Origin of the sequence: Methylovirgula ligni (genome assembly GCF_004135935.1) — a bacterium.
Taxonomy (GTDB): Bacteria; Pseudomonadota; Alphaproteobacteria; order Rhizobiales; family Beijerinckiaceae; genus Methylovirgula; species Methylovirgula ligni.
Genome location: NZ_CP025086.1, coordinates 2,891,272 through 2,906,539, shown reverse-complemented (window position 1 = coordinate 2,906,539; position 15,268 = coordinate 2,891,272). Strand labels below are relative to the sequence as shown.

The window sequence follows — 15,268 nt, the reverse complement described above, 5'->3', positions numbered from 1 at the left end:
GCGCGGTTAGATGCCTGTCAGTTCAGCGTGCCGCCGCGCCAGATCCCGGTCGCGGGCGAGAAATAAATACCGATCTTTCCCGCTGCAAGCGCAACGCCGGTTGCCGCCGCCGCGCCGTTGATCGTGTCCGATCCGGTCCCGTAGACCTGTGCAGAATTTGTGCCGTCATTGATAACTATTTGCACTACGTTCGTCGGCCCGCTCGGGGCGAGCTTTACGCTATCGTTTGCCGCCGCGACCGTCGTAATGCGATTGATCGTCGCGACAAGTTCAACGGCGCTTGCCTGACCGCCGCCGGAATGAGCCGTGATGTTTGTGGCGGTGCTGTTCAGTACAACCTCGATCAACTTCGCCGCAGGGAAGCCGCCGGTCGTAGAGCCATCTTGCACAACGGCGCGATTGTTCGTCGTATCGACGACGACTTCGCCTTGCGCCCCGAGAAAGGCGAGGATTTCCGCGTTTGTGCCGCGACGGAGCTGAAGCTGTTCGGCCAAGACATTCCCCGTTAGTATTCGTTCGCGACGCCTGTGATGCCGGAAAGCGAGAAGCCGGTGCCGGAACCGTTGTAAGCAATGTCAAACCAATATGCGGTGCCGACCGTCATGTTGATGTCGCACACAAGAGACATCGAGCCGTTGTACGACGGCCCCGCAACAGCAAGGCCGCATATGGTTCCGTTGGTGCTGCTAATAGCGGTCCCCGCAGACGGCGCGCCGCCCGTCCCGGTATAGATTGCCACGCTCGTAAGACCGCCGGACGAAAATCCAACTGAGAACGCAAAGGTTATTTGGACATTGCCGGTGCGCAGCGGGGTTATCGCGCCAAGAGTTCCCGCGGCGCGGTTTCCTGTATTGCTCGGATTCGCGCTGCTCTTTGTGACTTGCACGAAAGCGCCCGCGCCGCTGGATGTACCCCAAAATGGGCAGCCGCCGGACGATCCTTCCTGCAAGCTGGCGACGTTGCCGGTCGTGTTAGAGCCAATTTTAATCCACGCGGTGCCATTCCAGCACGCCCCAAGATCGCCATTGCTGGACGGCGACACGCCGATCATGCCGCCGTTGCCGTTGAGCGGTTGCGCGAGCGCGCTGGAAACGCCGGTGCCGAGAGAAAGCGACGTGCCGCCAATGCCGAGCAGATCGAATTGCGTTCCGTCATACCAAACATCGACGGGAACGCCGCCAGCCGGAATATCGTTCGCCGCGAGCGCGACAAGCCCGCTGCTGCTGGCTTTCTTGATGGCGATGGCGCTGCCGCCGGGCGGCGTCAGAGTCACCGCTCCCGTGTTGGCCGCGCTGGAAAGAAATGTGATTCGCACGCCGGGCGAAAGCGCGAAGCCGGACGGCACAGTCGCCGACAAGGTGATCGCGTTCGCCGTTCCGCCGCCAATGCCGCCATAATAGACGCGCGGAACGGCCGCGTTCGTAATGTCCATCAAGCGCCAAGCCGAGCCGGTGTATTCGGCCCAAGCCGTAGTGCCGTTATCGGCCGTGATGCTCTTGCCGGTCGGTGTGACGATCGCGGAGGCATTGTATGTGATCGGCGTCGCGGAGCCGAAAATCAGCCGCTTCCATTGGCCGGTCTGGCAACTCGATCCGAAGGACGTGATCGTCGTCGTGCCGGTGATCGAGATCGTGTCTTGCGGGATCGAGCACAGATCGGTCGTCGCTCCAGCGGTCAGCGAGCCGAGGCCGCCGCCTTCAATCGGCAGCCAGAGGTGATTGGTCTTGTCGAGGCCGCCGATCGATAGGAAATTCGTCGCGTCGAAAATCTGCAGCAGCGGGATACTTGTTCCCGTGTTCTCCCAAAACTCGCCTTCAACGGGCGCTCCGGAGCAATCCACATTCGGCGGCGTCGCACCGCGCGAGTTGTTGATCCGATCCGCGAGCGCAGCGTTGATGTTCAATTGCTCTGTCAAGCCGCCGAAGGTGCTGGTCGTTGGCAAGCATCCAACCGAAGCGGCAGCCGCCGGGAGCGCAAGCGCGAAGAGCAAGGCGCTCGCAATAAACAGGCGCTTGATCATCTATCAGAACCCCGAAGCGATGACGGTGACGCCGGTCCGCGCGACCGCAGATCCGCCGTTAAAGAAAGTGAGCGTGACGCCGGAGAGCGACAGCCCGGTATATTGATAGGTATCGCCCGGCTGCTGGCTCCAGACCGGCGGATAGAGCGTCGGGAGAGCCGAGCCGTTCAGGCCCGAGTTGAAGGCCGCCGGCTGACTCACGCCGTCCGGCGCGAAATCAATGGTCAGACCGCCGGTGCCGACGGACAGGTTCTGATAATGATCGACGCGATCCTCGACCGAGCATTGCGCCTTGGCGGCCGTCAGATTGCCTTCGATCTGCGTGTTCGGAGCCTCGAACCACCAGCGCCATTTTGCGGCGCGGCCGGGATAGGTGCCCGGCACATATTTCTGCCAGGCCGCATCCCAGACGATGTTGCCGCTTCCGTCATCATGGCCGATCAGCACTTCCGCCCAGGATTGAATGGCCGCGCTGGCCGCGTAGCCGAGGAAATCGCTGATGCCGAGAAAATCCGACGTCCCGAGAAAATCACCCGAGGCCGGTGAGCCGCTTGCCAGCCAGGTCAGCCCGAGCGCCAGAACGCCCTCATAACCAAGGTCGATGATGTCCGGGCTTTGATAGCTGCCGATGACCGGGGCATTGCCGGCCAGCGCGGCGGCGATTTGCAGCGCGATCGGCGTGCTTGGACCGGAGACGGCGGTGAGCGCGAGGAGCCCGACCGCGACGGTCGCTGCGGTTCCGGCGACGCCAAGCGCTGCGATCGCGCCGATGGAACCGACGCCACTGGTTGCAAGGACGCCGGCGGTGGCGAGCAGCACCTCGGCGACCAGCGGCCCTACGGCCGCCGTGGCCACAACGCTGTCAAGTGGCAACCCGAGAGAGAAGAGCCCCGCCGCCGTCGTGCCGGCGACGCCGAGCAGCGTGACGTTGCTGCTTGATGTGAGGGTGACGGCGGCAGCCGCCGTGATACCGGGCACGCCGGACAGGGCAACCGCAATATTCGTGGCCAGCAATCCGGCGGCGCTTGTGGCGGCGACGCCGATGAGAGTGCCGTTCTGGGCGACAGCGACGTCTCCCGCCGCAGCGGCGGCCGCTGCCCCGGCAAGAACCGATCCGAGGCTAATCGCCAGCGGTGCGACGGCAGCGGCGCCAGCGGCGCCCGCAAGAGCGGCAGCGGCTTGTGGCGTGATCGCGCCGGCTGTGCTTGTCGACGGTGCCGCGCCGAGACCGATCTGCTGGCTGAGCGTGATGCCGAGCGTGCCGATGACGCCGGTCGTCGGGACGCCAGTGAGCGCGAAGACGGCGCCGGAGGTCGCCGCCAGAAGACCCGCAATACCGTTTGCGGCGCCGCCGGCGAGAGCAAGACCCAGGGACGGCACGGGCGCGCCGGCCGTGCCCGTTGCTGCGACGCCGGTCAGCGCCGCCGATTCCGCCGGACTGAAAGCCCCTGCCCCGCTGGTCGCGGGCGCGGCGGGAAGCGGCACATCCACGCCGACGAAAATTCCCGCGGTCCCCGCGACTGATGTCGCCGGGACGCCGATGATGAGGACGCTTGCCGAGACGCCTATGGACGCCGCTGCTGTCGTGCCGGCAACGCCGGGCAGCGAGTAGTCAATCGGATTGCCGGCGATCCCGAGCGTGCCGAGCGGCTGTGAGCCAAGCGGTGCATCACCAAGCATCGGAAACTTCCTTTAGAACGACACTGCGGCGAGTGCTGCGCGACTAGCAGTAAGAGCGGCAGTTGTCGTGCCAATCGCGTTGCTTGTGGTTGTCGGACTGACATGCCCCGCAATCCATCCGTCATTAGTTGCACCGGTATAATTTCCCGTTGAGTCGACCGTAAAGCCGGACGCGGTGGCCGAGTAGGTTCCGCTCGAAACCGTCGAGCCGCCCATAACTACCGCCACACCGCCAGAATTTCCGGTTAGAGTAAAGGACAGCGTTGCTGAATTCGTAGCACTTTGGCTAGAGATTTTCGTGATGCTACTTCTTTGCATCGTCCAAACGACGATTGTTGAGCGCGAAATAGTTCCGGCGTAAGTAACGACGATGTTTGCCGTTGTTCCGGTCGCGAGTGCTATGGCGGCAATTCCCGAAACCTCCGTTTGCGTGCTGCCGCCGAGCGCTTGAACGATCAAGGTTGCGGACGAACCGCCGACCGTGACCGTATTGATGTTGTGCTCGTTCGTGCTTCCGTAGCCGCCCTCGATGCCGATCAAGACAATGCGATTGGAATAAGCGTGGCCTAAGTTCACGCCGCTAAAAGTGAACGTTCCGCCAGCAGTCGTGCTTGTTGTCGCGCCGATATAGGCCAAGCCTATAGTTTGTGGATACATGCGCCCGCTGGAAGGCCATCCAGCTAGCGAAAATGAACAACAAGCGAGCAGGAGTAAGGCCGCGCCTAAACAGCGTGATCGAAGCCAATAAAACATTTAATTGATGCTCCATTGTGAGCCGGTATAAGTCACCGCTGCGGATTGACCATTGGTGCTCATAACAAAAGTTGCCGCTCCGTCGATGTTGCCGCTGGCAGGAGTAATGGTGATATTATTCGTACCGGCAGCGACAGAGCAGTCCTTGATTAGATACGTGTCGCCAGTGGACGGGCTTGCGGGCAGATTTTCCGTTGCCGCAGCCGACGCATTGTCGGCACATACCAAATAATCAGCCGTAGTGATCGTGTCGCTTGTCGAAGACGCGGTACGCACCTTGACGTTAAGCTGCGCGAAGCTGTTTTTGCCGCTATAGGTCTTATTCCCGGAAATAGTTTGCGTGCCAGAGAGCGTTGCGACGTTCGCGGCAGCGACGCCAGAATCCGCCTGAGATTTGTTAGCGCCAGCGGATTCGATAAGATTGCCCGCCCCCGCCGCGTTGGAGGCCATTGTCGCAAGGTTCGCGGTCGCAATTGCGGAATCTTGAACCGTCTTGTTCGCGCCAGCCGACGAAAGGACATTGCCAGAGGCGGCGGCATTGCTCGCCATAGTTGGCACATTAGTCGCGAGGATCGACGCAGCGGCAAGCGTCTTGTTCGCGCCGTTGGACGTAATGAGATCGCCGGTAGCGCCAGCATTAGAAGCCATCGTAGGCACGTTGCCGATGGCTATGCCTGTATCTTTGACGCTGCCAGAGCCAGCGCCTTCGACAATGTTTCCGTTTGTCAGCGATCCGCTTAGAGCCGCATAGCCACTCTCGATGGACGCGATATCGGACAACAACGCATTAATGTCTTCCGCGCCAATCGTAATGCCAACGGTCGCCGTCGCGGTCAGAGTTACGGCTGTGCCGGGACCGCTCGACCCATAATACGGATTGCGCGTGATCGTATGCGCGGACGAGTTATAGGTGCCGTAGCCAAATTCCCAAATGCCGCCGGTCGGATCATAGGCGTAATAGGCGTAGGTTGCGCCGTTGGTCATCCCGGCGTTCGTGTCGCTTTGATAGCCGGTGGTCGCCGAGCCGAGCGTGATCGTGCCGGTGCCCGGCGTGCCGGAGACCGTCATCCGCACAACATCGGCGAAGGCTGTCGCTTGCGCATGCGCTACAGCCGGGGCGAGCAGCAGCAAGGCGATGCAAAATGCCCTTAAGTGCTTCCGCATTGTGGCAGACCTATCAGGCGATGCGCAGGATGGCGGAGGACGAATTGTTCGTCGGCATCAGCAGCGTGAAGGTGCCCGCCGTGACGGACTGATTGCCGCCGAAGTCATGCACGGAGATCGAACGGCCGGCGATGCCGCCCAGGCGCTTGGCGGTGTTATAGATGAGCGCGGCCGAGGCCGTGAACGTCGCCGAGGTCCACGACGGATTAACCGAGAAGCTCGTCGTCGCCGTGGTCGAAGACAAGGCGGGCGCGATATTGGTCAGCGCGAAGCCGCCGGATGTATAGCCGGTGCCGGATGCCGAAACCTCGTCGGTGCCGACATTCGCCGTTCCCGGCGTGCCGCTGCCCGGCGTGCCGACGTTCGTTTGCGTATGGTCGAACGTATGCGCGGGCGAGCCGTTGATAAGCAAGATGCTGAACGGATCGCCGCCGAAGCTCGCGGCCGTCACGGTGCCTGTGTGCGCCTTGGAGAGCGTCACCTGCGTTGACGAGTCGATGGAAGCGATGACGGCGCCAGAGGCGACATTCGTCCCCGAAACAGCCATGCCGACGACCAGCGCGGCCGTGCTGGCGAGCGAAGTCAGCGTGAACTGTGTGCTCGTGCCTGAGCATGAAACAGCGGATTGGGAGGCTTCAAAACTATGCGCGCCGGCGAGAAACTCCACCTTGGCGCTATCGCACATGCCGGTCGTTGCCATGGTGGCACGCTCCTATGATTGAGACTTTCGGGGAAAAGGGATCAGGCCGCCGGCGCAGGATTGCGGTCGCGATGCCAGGAGCGCTCGATATGAATCGAGGTCGCGAAATGGCTGGCCAGCACCTCGCGGACATGCCGCTTGACCGTGTCGCTGGCGAAATGCGCCTCGAACGGCGTGCCGCGGGCGAGCGTCGCGATTGCCTCGACCTTCGTGTCGAGATCGTGGCCTTCAGGGTCGATCGCAGTTTCCAGCCGGGCAGCCGGATCGTCCTTCAGCGCGTCGCGCTCGGCCGTCTGCACCGCCGCATGATGGTCCTCTAGCAGATCGATGATCTTGAGTTCAAGCTTGCGGCCCTCGAGCGCCTCGACGCCCTTGGCCTCGGCACCGATCTGGATGATCTGCGCGGCCGAGGCGGCAGCCCATTTCTCCGCGCTGTGCGGGCCGCCATTGGTGATGAGCAAACCGACTTGCATGGGTTTTCCTTTCAGACGAGCGTTCCAAGATCGAGCGGCACGACGATGACATCGGTCAGGCCGCCGAAATCATCGATGAGCGAGAGCGTCGTGTCGGCAACGGAGCCAAAATCGACATTGCAGACCGGATTGAGCTGCAGGATTTCGTCAGGCGACGTCCCGGCAATGCTGCAGTTCTGCAGTAGGCCGCCCCAGTTTCCGGTCTGCTCATCGAAGACATCGAGCTCGTTGGTGACGAGCATGTTGGCGGCGAGCGTGATGCCGGACGAGATCGGGCTTTTGACCGTCAGTCCCGGAACCGGCACGATGTACGATTGCACCCAATAGGTATCGGGCGAGATCAGCGTCACCGGCGGATGCGCCACATCTACCAATTGCTGTGCGGTCTGCGCGGACGGCCCGCGCAGGACGTAATATTTCACCTGCCCGCGCGGGTCGGAGACTTCATCGAAGGTGAGATCGCAGAATTGCGCTTTGAAGTTGAGCCGGAGATTTTGCGGCGTGGCGAGAGGGCCGCCGAGCGCGGACCCCTGGACGATGTAGGGATAGGCGCCGCAGTCGGAGAGATCTGGGACGCCGCCGCCGAGCACATTGAACGGCTGAAACTTGAAGTAGACCGTCTGCCCGATCTGCGATGGCTGGAACGGGTATTTGAAGATATTTCCGTCGAGGAGCGCGAACGGAGTTCCTGTGGCATGGACGACAGGAGACGAGCCGAAAAGTCCGCGGTTCAGAGGCTGCAGCGCATAGATGTCGGCGCTGGTCAGCGTCGCATTCTGATAGGCGATGATCTCGCCGCCGACATAGCAGGCGGAATTGCCGGACGACATATCCGAGGCGCTGGCCGGGTTGATTGCGCCGCCCATGTCCGACAGATCGACGGAAAGCGTGTTGACGTTGTCGATGCCCGTAGCAGCCGCGGCCAGCCGCGCTGTCGTGACGCCCTGTGTCGCAGCGCCAAAGACGGTTTCGGCTTGGGTATAGGTCTGGCCATCCGTCGAGACCCAGACATTGTAACCGCCGAATGTCAGCGGATCATTGCCCGAGACGGCGCAGTAAACCTGCAACGGCGACTGCGCCCCGGCAAGCTGATACGGCGGCTCGAAAATGATCGGCGCGTTCAGCGCGCTGGCAGGGACATTGCTACCGAAGGTCGAGCTGGACTTGGTCTGCACCGGATAGGCCACGGAGGTGGCCGTTCCGCCCGGGAATTCCTCCGCCGTGATCGCAAGGAGGCCATCGTCGTCTTCGTCGATCTCGGCGATACGAACCGGAAAATTGACGAGGCCGATCGCCACATCGGTGATCAGCACCACATCCATGGGCTCGAGCAGGCAAAAGCCCCAATCGAGCGTGAACTTGTAGGTGTTGCGGATATAGAGCTGGCGTTGGAGGATCAGCTGCCCGACGGTTTGCCCGACCGTCTCATCGCAGATCTCATGCGCCGTAACCGTATCGCCGACGCGCAGGCCATAGGTCTCGATGAAATATTCGTCGAAGACCGGGATTGGTGTGGCGTCGTAATAATTCGTACGCTGATAGATCTCGATGAAGGTGTAATTGCCGAGCTCATAGGGATCGGTGCGCAAAACCTGCACCGGATCGTCGCTGACCTGCTTCGCGCCGCCACCGGAATTTGAACTGGCATCGCCGACCACGAAATCGTCATCGTTGAGCGAATAGACCGGCTCGATGTTCGGGTTGAACGTCCGTGTGCCGATCTGCGTCTTCGCGGCAACATTGAACGAATATTGGTTCGTGTCGCTCTGATAAGGGAAGGTGACATCGCCACCTGAATAAAGCGCGCCGGTGATCGACGTGTCGCCATACGGAATGAATTTCAACTGATCGCCAGACCAGATGACCTCGCAGTTCGTCAGCTGCAGCAGACGCGTCAGAATCGAGGATGCCGATTCCTGGTCGATCAGAACCGGCGACAGGCAGATGCCCGCCGCGAAGCAATAGGTCTGCAGCGAGGCGTCGCCGTCGCTGCCGAACAGCGTCGAGGAGTCGATGCTGGCCAAGGGAAAACCAACCCCGTATTGAGGGTTGGTCAGAAAATCATTGAAGATGAAGGCCGGATCGGCATCCTGCCCGTTTGCGCCAGTCGACCAAGACGAGAAAATGACCTCGAAGGATATAGCGGGTGGCTCGGCCGCAGTTCCCATGTTCATGTCTGGATGCGCGACATAAGCAAGGCCGGGATAGTTTAATATCTGGTCTGGATGATGCGCCGCCAAATATGACCATGGTTCCTGATTCAGCTCTCCGTCGAACAGAACGCTATTAGGGAATGCGCCGGACAGGTGGACATGGACGGTCTGATTTTTCCAGACCGCGCGCAGGTCCTGTATCGGTCCCTCGCACATGCCGCAAATGACCGCGCACGTATAGCCCGTCGTGCCGCCGCTGGTCGCGCCACCCTTACCGCCGCCACTTGCCTGATAGGTTCCTAAATCTCCGCACCACGCAAAATTCGGCGCCACCTTCATGATGCCCCATCCGATCGTGATGGGGACGGCGCTGCTCGAGGACTGAACCTGCAGCCCGGAATAGATCGTCGGCTGCGCGCCCTGGTTGGCATTGGCTCTGAGGAACGACATCTCAAGCCCAATATGAGAAGAATTTCACCGCGCGCTCCGGATTCGCCAGCGCCTTGTTACGCGACAGGCGCTCCTCGAGGACGCAGCGCGCCGGCCAGAACGCGTGCAGCAGGGTCAGAGGATCCGCGACGGTCACGAGGCCGCCATGGCTGTAGCAACGGCCATAGCGGAAGACCACAACATCGCCGGGCTGGGGCGCCTGAACCTCGCGCATATGCGTGTCGACGAAGCCGAGATAGCGTTCCTCACTGCGGTGCAGATGCCAGTCCGGCGGATAGGGCCGAGGATCGAACGGCGCACATAGTCCCGTGTCGACAAAGATCCGCACGAGCAGCATCCCGCAATCGACGCCGACGCCGCGGATGTCGGCGCAGTTGCGATAGGGCGTCGCGATCCATTTGCGCGCCTCAGCAACGACACGAGCACGCTCCTCTTTTTCCGGCATAATCACACCGAGAAGGTTGGCGGCGGCACGTAGGGGAAGCCGAGGAAGTTCGCGAGATTGTTGAACCGACTCTGGCAGGTCGTCTTGGTTCGGTCGCAGCCGAAGCTGGCCGCGAACGTATCGCCGGGCGCCGGCGACGCCGGCAGCGGATAGATCGGGACAAACCCGGGCGCGGCACCGCCCGCCACGGACTTGATCGTGGCGCTGATGCCGTTGAGGACGCCGCTTGTGAAGATCAGCGTGCCTTGCGCATAATTGGCGGTTGCGCCCGACCAGGGAATAAACCGCTGCGTCGGGCCGCCGCCGACCGTCCCGGCGCTCGTAAAATCCGCCTTGCTCAGGCCGCAACCGAAGCCGTATAGCGCCCACATGCAGCCCGGCGCATAGATCTTGCGCGGCATGTTGATGTCGAGCAGGACGAGGTCCGAATGAACCGTGATGTCCGCCGTGGTGCGGCCGACGCCGTCCACGGTCGCGACGCGGCCATGGAAGAGCACCACGCTGTCGATCGGCGCCGCCCTATCGGCCTCCGACCAGGAATTGCAGAAGGCGCGCTCGCGCCGGACCGTCGCGCCATCGAGCACGCCCGCCGCGATCGCCGCGAGGATAGGTACGCCACCGATCGTCTCGCCCGACGGCAACGCGATGATTGTGATCTTCTGCTCGTCCGCCTCGGTGCCGCGCTTGCAATTGTATTTGAGGCCGTCGATACGCACCGAATTAGCGAGGAAGACATTGGCGCCGAGCGTGATGGGCAGATCGAAATTCGTGTAGTAGAGCGCCGTCCCGTCGAGCAGCGTGACCGTGTAGCAATCGGCCATGTAGAGCTGCGCGTCGGTGCCGCGCAAGCTGTTGAGATAGGCCGGAAGCGTGCCATTCGCCGTCGATCTCATGGCTTCACGCTCCTGAATTTCAAACTGTCAACCGACCAGAGGCCCGACATGAAATTCTCGAAATCTTCCTGATCGTCGATGAAGCGACAGATGAAGCCGTAAGTGAAGCTGGCTTCGATAAGCTGCCCGGTCGTCGGCGGTGATGTGAAGCTGAGAGTATTTGGCGCAACCAGGCTGTAGGCCGATGGGCTGACCGAGACGCCATTCAGGAAGACGGCGCTGATCGCGCCGCACCAGCTGATGATCTCGCTCGTGCCGCCGAGCGTCCGCACCAGGGTGAAATCTGTCGTCGAACCATCGCCCTGCCCGACCGGCTGGCTTTCGACGCTGTTGTCGGTCGGGTCGGTATAGATGAAGGTTCCGAACTGGCCCTGCACCGCGAGATAGAGACCCATCAGGGCCTGAAGCGAATTGGCCTGGAGGCCATTGTCGGCGCCGGCGGAATCGAGCCCCGAATAGGTCAGCTCGAACTCATATAGCGCCTGAGCATAGAGCGCGGCGCGCACCTCGCGCCCCGAGACATGCGCCGCCACGCGGGTCGAAAATGTCGGCCGTTTGTGGACCGACCAGGTCTGCCCCGGGAGCGCGGGAAATGACGGAGGTGTGGTCATCGATCCTCACGGCGGCGTCACGTCGCCTTGGGGCGCCAGCGCGACGACGCCATATGCCTGGACAGCTGCTTCGCGACCTCTCCGCGATTGGCGCGGAAATCGGACATGAAATCGTTGCTGTTCTTCACGTTCGGCAAATGAACGTGCAAGGCGTTATGGTTGGTGTCACCGCCGCCCGTCATGCCTGCCCTTGTCTTCCCGGCGCTCGAGGCCAGACTTTGCATCCACGGCGTCTGCGCGGCCGGCACGATCATCTCGCCCTGGTGCACCATGGCGAGCTGGTCCATCGGAACGGACCAGGAGCCGATATCGAATGAGCCGATACCGGCTGCGGCCACTGATCCGGCGGATGCTGTCGCGGGCCCGACGGCAGCTGGCCCCATGAAAGGCGCCAGAAATGCGAAGACGCCGCCGTACACGGCCGCCGCATCCGCCTTGAGCTGCGTGAGGACGCCGGCGAGCGCCGATGTGGTCGCGGAAGCCGCGGACGCCGCCTGTGACGCGCCCTTGGCGACATCGCTCGCTTCCTGCGCGGTCGTCACACGGCCTATGCCGGCCAGCTGCATCAATTCCGTTTCAGTCGCCTGAAGGCCCCAATTGATGAAGAATTTGGCGAGATCGACGGTGAGCTGCGTAATGACATTCTTGAAGGCTTGCGACCAGGTCGTCGTTCCGCGGATGAGACCGGAGATCTGCGAGTCGAACGCGCTGTTGATCTCGTTAAACGCCTGTCGCCATTGCTGAACGGTTTGCTCAGCCGACTTGATCTGCGCATCTTGGACGGCCTTTGCGTTCTCCTCCTGAAACTTGGCGGCTTGCAGTTGGATTTCACGCAGCTTCTGCTGGTTACCTTGCGCAAGAGCCTCCTCTCGCGAGTAGACCTCTCCGACATCCTGCTGCTCGTCCTGCAGCGCGTCGAGTACGGCCTGCAGTCCCTGCTGCGCCGAAAGCTGCTTGGTTTTGACCTGCTCTTGGATCAAGCCGTCCTGCAGCGTGTAGGCAGACTTATAGGCGTCGACCTCCTGATTAAGCGATGTCAGCTGAGCCTCGAGCGCCTGGTCGGCATCCTTGTTGCCGCCGATCTGCATCTGCGGCACCGCGGGCAGTCCAGTGAAGAGCTCGCGCATTTTCTGCGCGTTCAGGGCCGCGCCCCCGGCGGCATCCCCGACCGACTTCAGCGCCGTCGCGGCGCGCGTCGCCGTTTCCGGGACGGCGCCCATTTCCGTACGCAGCCGTTGCGTGGCGGTCGCCATCGCCGCCGATTCCGGCGTGGTGGTCCACATTGTCTCGACCGATTTGAAGCCGTTTTCGACAATCGCTTTTTGATCCGAGGCGAATTGCTCCAGATCTGTCTTCATGCTGCTCAAGCCAGCCTTGGCATCGACCGGAATTTCTGTCCAGTTCCTCTGCCAAGCATCGCGTATCACAGCGCCCGCAGTGCCGACGGCATCGACGACCTCGCGCACAGCAAGTTCGACGAGCGACAGCGTGCTCGTGAAAATGCTGCCGAGCCCGATAAAGCCGGTCGCGACGGTCTTTCCAGCGTCCGCCAGGAGCTGCATCTCTGCGCGTGACGCCTGGCTATGGGCGGAAGCCTGATCAAGATCGCCGCGGAAGTCGACAAAGGCGTTAATGGCACCGTTGATGGAAGGCGCCAGAGCGGAGAACATGGAAATGGAGAGACCCTGAGCCGCCGCCTGCACCCGGTGGAAATTCTCCTCGACTTGCATGAACGCCGCGGCCTGATCATTGCTCAGGCTGGCGCCGAGCCGCTGAACCTCCGCCGTGAGCTCCTCGAAGCCCTCGCGGCCGCGATCGAGGAAGGGCAACATTTCGGCGCCGGAACGGCCCAGGAGCGCCATGGCCGCCGCAGTCTTCGTCGGGCCGTCGGCGAAGCCCGAGAACGCGTCCGCGAGCTTCAGGACTTGCTGGTCGACTGAAAGGCCGGAGAATTCGCGCGCGTTCAGCCCGAGGACGCGCAGCCCCTGAGCCACGCGGTTCGTGCTGTTCTGCGCGCCGGCAAGCCCGAGCTGGAACCGTTGAAGATCATTTTCGAGGCTTTGAAAATCCGTGCCGGTGAGCGCCGCCTCGGCCGACAATTGGCTCGCCTGCGCCGCGGAGATGCCGAGCTGGTGGCCGGCCTTTTCCGCCGCCTCGCCCGCCTCCGCCATTCCGGCGACCCATTCCTTGACGGCGTCGATGGAGAAGGCGATCCCCATCGCGGCTGCAATCTCGGGCAGCATTTCCGCGATCGAGCTGAAGGCTTGTTCGCCGCCCTGCCCGGCTTCACGGATCTTGTCGCGGAACTCACTGGCATGCGCCTGGGCGTCGGCCAGCTCGGCGCCGACCGCGCGCATTTTTTGGCCGAGATCGGAATCGGCGCTTGCGCCGGTCCGCTGCATCTCGGCGGCAAGCTTTCGCAGTTCCGACGAGTAGGAGCTGACCTGCGCTTTGGCTTCGGCCAATGCGGCCTCGAGGCCGCTGATATCGCCGCCAAACGCATAGTAGACGTCATCGGCCATGACATACTCCGGCGGTCAGCACCAATTCAGGAAGCGCTCCGGCTTCTTGAACCAGTCGGCGTGCTCCTCGGCGGCGATCGTATAATTGGTATCGAGTTCAATACTCGGCGCGTTATAGCCAACGAAGGCGGCGAGCAGCCTGTCTATCGGCGGGCATTGAATCCAGCGTTCACCACGCAGCCGCGTCAGAAAGCGAAGGGGGGTCTCGAGGACTTCCTTGCGGGTCCATCCCGTGGAGGCGCAAATATCGACGATCAGTGCATCCCAGTCGACGCGGGCGCGTTTGGGAGCTCCCCCGCCGGTGCCTCGGCCTCCGCCTTTTTGCGCGCGACGTCGAAACCGGCCTGCTCCATGATGATCCACCAGGCGTTCATTGCATCGCGCGGCGGAATCGGGCGACCGAAGAATTCTTCGCGCGTCAGGCTGGGCGTACCGGCTGAGACGCCGAGGAAGACCACGTCATAGAAGACGTCGAGATCTTTGCGGGTCATCGTGCGAAGATCATAATTCTCGATCTTCAGCATGAGCAGCTCGATCTCGATCGCGTGCTCGGTGGTAAGCTCGGGCACCGGGAACTCCCGTTTGCCGAGTTTGACGCGCGGCGACCGCGCCAGTTGAGCGTCCTTAAGAGCGTTGGACATCAGCTGTCATCTCCAAATGACCAGGTGGCGATCGTGCCGGTGCCGTCGTCCATGGCACCGATATCGAAGGACGGAATCGCCCAATCGTTTTGCTTCAGCGCCATTGAGAGTTTGGTGCTGCTGCACTTATTGGCCACGACCGTGTTAAAAAGGCCCGTGTCCGGATCGCGGCCACGGACGATAACGCTGAAGGTCGGCGTCGTGCCTTGCTCCTCATTGGTGATGGCGATCTTTTGGCCTGTGCTCGACGTCGTATAGAGGTAAGTGATTGCGACGGCCGCAGACGCGTCTGCGGCAGCGAAGGTATAAACGCCGGTCCCGACATTGACGGTATATTCGCCGGCGGTCGGGCTGCTCGCGACGGGGGTGAGCGCCTGGCCAACATTCGCGCCCGCCGCATAGATGACGCCCTGGTCTGCGTCGAACGTGCCGGACCCCGGCGGTGTCGCCGTAACCGTGTAGGTGGTTTCCGCCGGGACGCTATGTGCCTCTGACGCCTGCAGCGCCAATTGGCCTGCCACCGGACTGATACCAAAGTAGAGCTCGCCAAACAGTTTTGCCGATATCTTTGCGACCTCGGCCGAAAAAGTGAATTTCGCCGTTCCGCGCGCGCCGAAAATTCGGTGCTGATTGGTGCCGTAGAGATCCTTTTCGGTAAAGGAATGGTCGATTTTCACACCCTGAAGGAGGCCGAATTCGACCGGCGTGCCATCGCTGGCCTTCGCATACATGCGGCCAGCGCCAAACGGAGGTAGAGACATGT

Annotated in this window: 14 protein-coding genes; all 14 read right to left on the bottom strand. The window is 62.0% G+C overall.

Going from position 1 to position 15,268, the window contains the following annotated elements:
- Positions 1-17 precede the first annotated feature (17 nt).
- Complete coding sequence (locus CWB41_RS13985; RefSeq protein WP_115837753.1) at positions 18-494, bottom strand: hyaluronate lyase N-terminal domain-containing protein; 477 nt, start codon at positions 492-494, stop codon at positions 18-20.
- Positions 495-505: 11 nt separating this feature from the next.
- The gene (locus CWB41_RS13980) at positions 506-2,020 is read right to left on the bottom strand and encodes a hypothetical protein (RefSeq protein ID WP_115837755.1); all 1,515 of its coding nucleotides are present in this window, start codon (positions 2,018-2,020) and stop codon (positions 506-508) included.
- Between the two features lie 3 nt (positions 2,021-2,023).
- Complete coding sequence (locus CWB41_RS13975; protein WP_115837757.1) at positions 2,024-3,700, bottom strand: hypothetical protein; 1,677 nt, start codon at positions 3,698-3,700, stop codon at positions 2,024-2,026.
- 12 nt (positions 3,701-3,712) lie between these two features.
- Complete coding sequence (locus CWB41_RS13970; protein ID WP_129396507.1) at positions 3,713-4,336, bottom strand: hypothetical protein; 624 nt, start codon at positions 4,334-4,336, stop codon at positions 3,713-3,715.
- Between the two features lie 117 nt (positions 4,337-4,453).
- Positions 4,454-5,584 carry a hypothetical protein gene (locus CWB41_RS13965; RefSeq protein WP_115837759.1) on the bottom strand — a complete coding sequence of 377 codons (1,131 nt, stop codon included), beginning with the start codon at positions 5,582-5,584 and terminating at the stop codon, positions 4,454-4,456.
- 46 nt (positions 5,585-5,630) lie between these two features.
- Positions 5,631-6,317 (bottom strand): hypothetical protein, encoded by a 687-nt coding sequence (locus CWB41_RS13960; RefSeq protein WP_115837761.1) that lies wholly within the window; start codon positions 6,315-6,317, stop codon positions 5,631-5,633.
- Positions 6,318-6,358: 41 nt separating this feature from the next.
- Positions 6,359-6,790, bottom strand: a complete 432-nt coding sequence (locus tag CWB41_RS13955; RefSeq protein ID WP_115837763.1) for a hypothetical protein — start codon at positions 6,788-6,790, stop codon at positions 6,359-6,361.
- An 11-nt stretch (positions 6,791-6,801) separates the two neighbouring features.
- Entirely contained in the window at positions 6,802-9,393 is a 2,592-nt protein-coding gene (locus CWB41_RS13950) for a phage tail protein (RefSeq protein ID WP_115837765.1), read from the bottom strand.
- Position 9,394: 1 nt separating this feature from the next.
- Complete coding sequence (locus tag CWB41_RS13945) at positions 9,395-9,838, bottom strand: C40 family peptidase (RefSeq protein ID WP_115837767.1); 444 nt, start codon at positions 9,836-9,838, stop codon at positions 9,395-9,397.
- Between the two features lie 2 nt (positions 9,839-9,840).
- Positions 9,841-10,731: a DUF2163 domain-containing protein gene (locus CWB41_RS13940; protein ID WP_115837769.1), complete on the bottom strand. Its 891-nt coding sequence runs from the start codon at positions 10,729-10,731 to the stop codon at positions 9,841-9,843.
- Entirely contained in the window at positions 10,728-11,342 is a 615-nt protein-coding gene (locus CWB41_RS13935) for a DUF2460 domain-containing protein (protein ID WP_115837771.1), read from the bottom strand. Before CWB41_RS13935 ends, CWB41_RS13940 begins: the two co-directional genes overlap by 4 nt.
- Before the next feature lie 17 nt (positions 11,343-11,359).
- The gene (locus tag CWB41_RS13930) at positions 11,360-13,864 is read right to left on the bottom strand and encodes a hypothetical protein (RefSeq protein WP_129396506.1); all 2,505 of its coding nucleotides are present in this window, start codon (positions 13,862-13,864) and stop codon (positions 11,360-11,362) included.
- Between the two features lie 254 nt (positions 13,865-14,118).
- The gene (locus tag CWB41_RS13925; protein WP_115837777.1) at positions 14,119-14,505 is read right to left on the bottom strand and encodes a hypothetical protein; all 387 of its coding nucleotides are present in this window, start codon (positions 14,503-14,505) and stop codon (positions 14,119-14,121) included.
- Positions 14,505-15,266: a hypothetical protein gene (locus CWB41_RS13920; protein ID WP_129396505.1), complete on the bottom strand. Its 762-nt coding sequence runs from the start codon at positions 15,264-15,266 to the stop codon at positions 14,505-14,507. Before CWB41_RS13920 ends, CWB41_RS13925 begins: the two co-directional genes overlap by 1 nt.
- Positions 15,267-15,268: the final 2 nt, after the last annotated feature.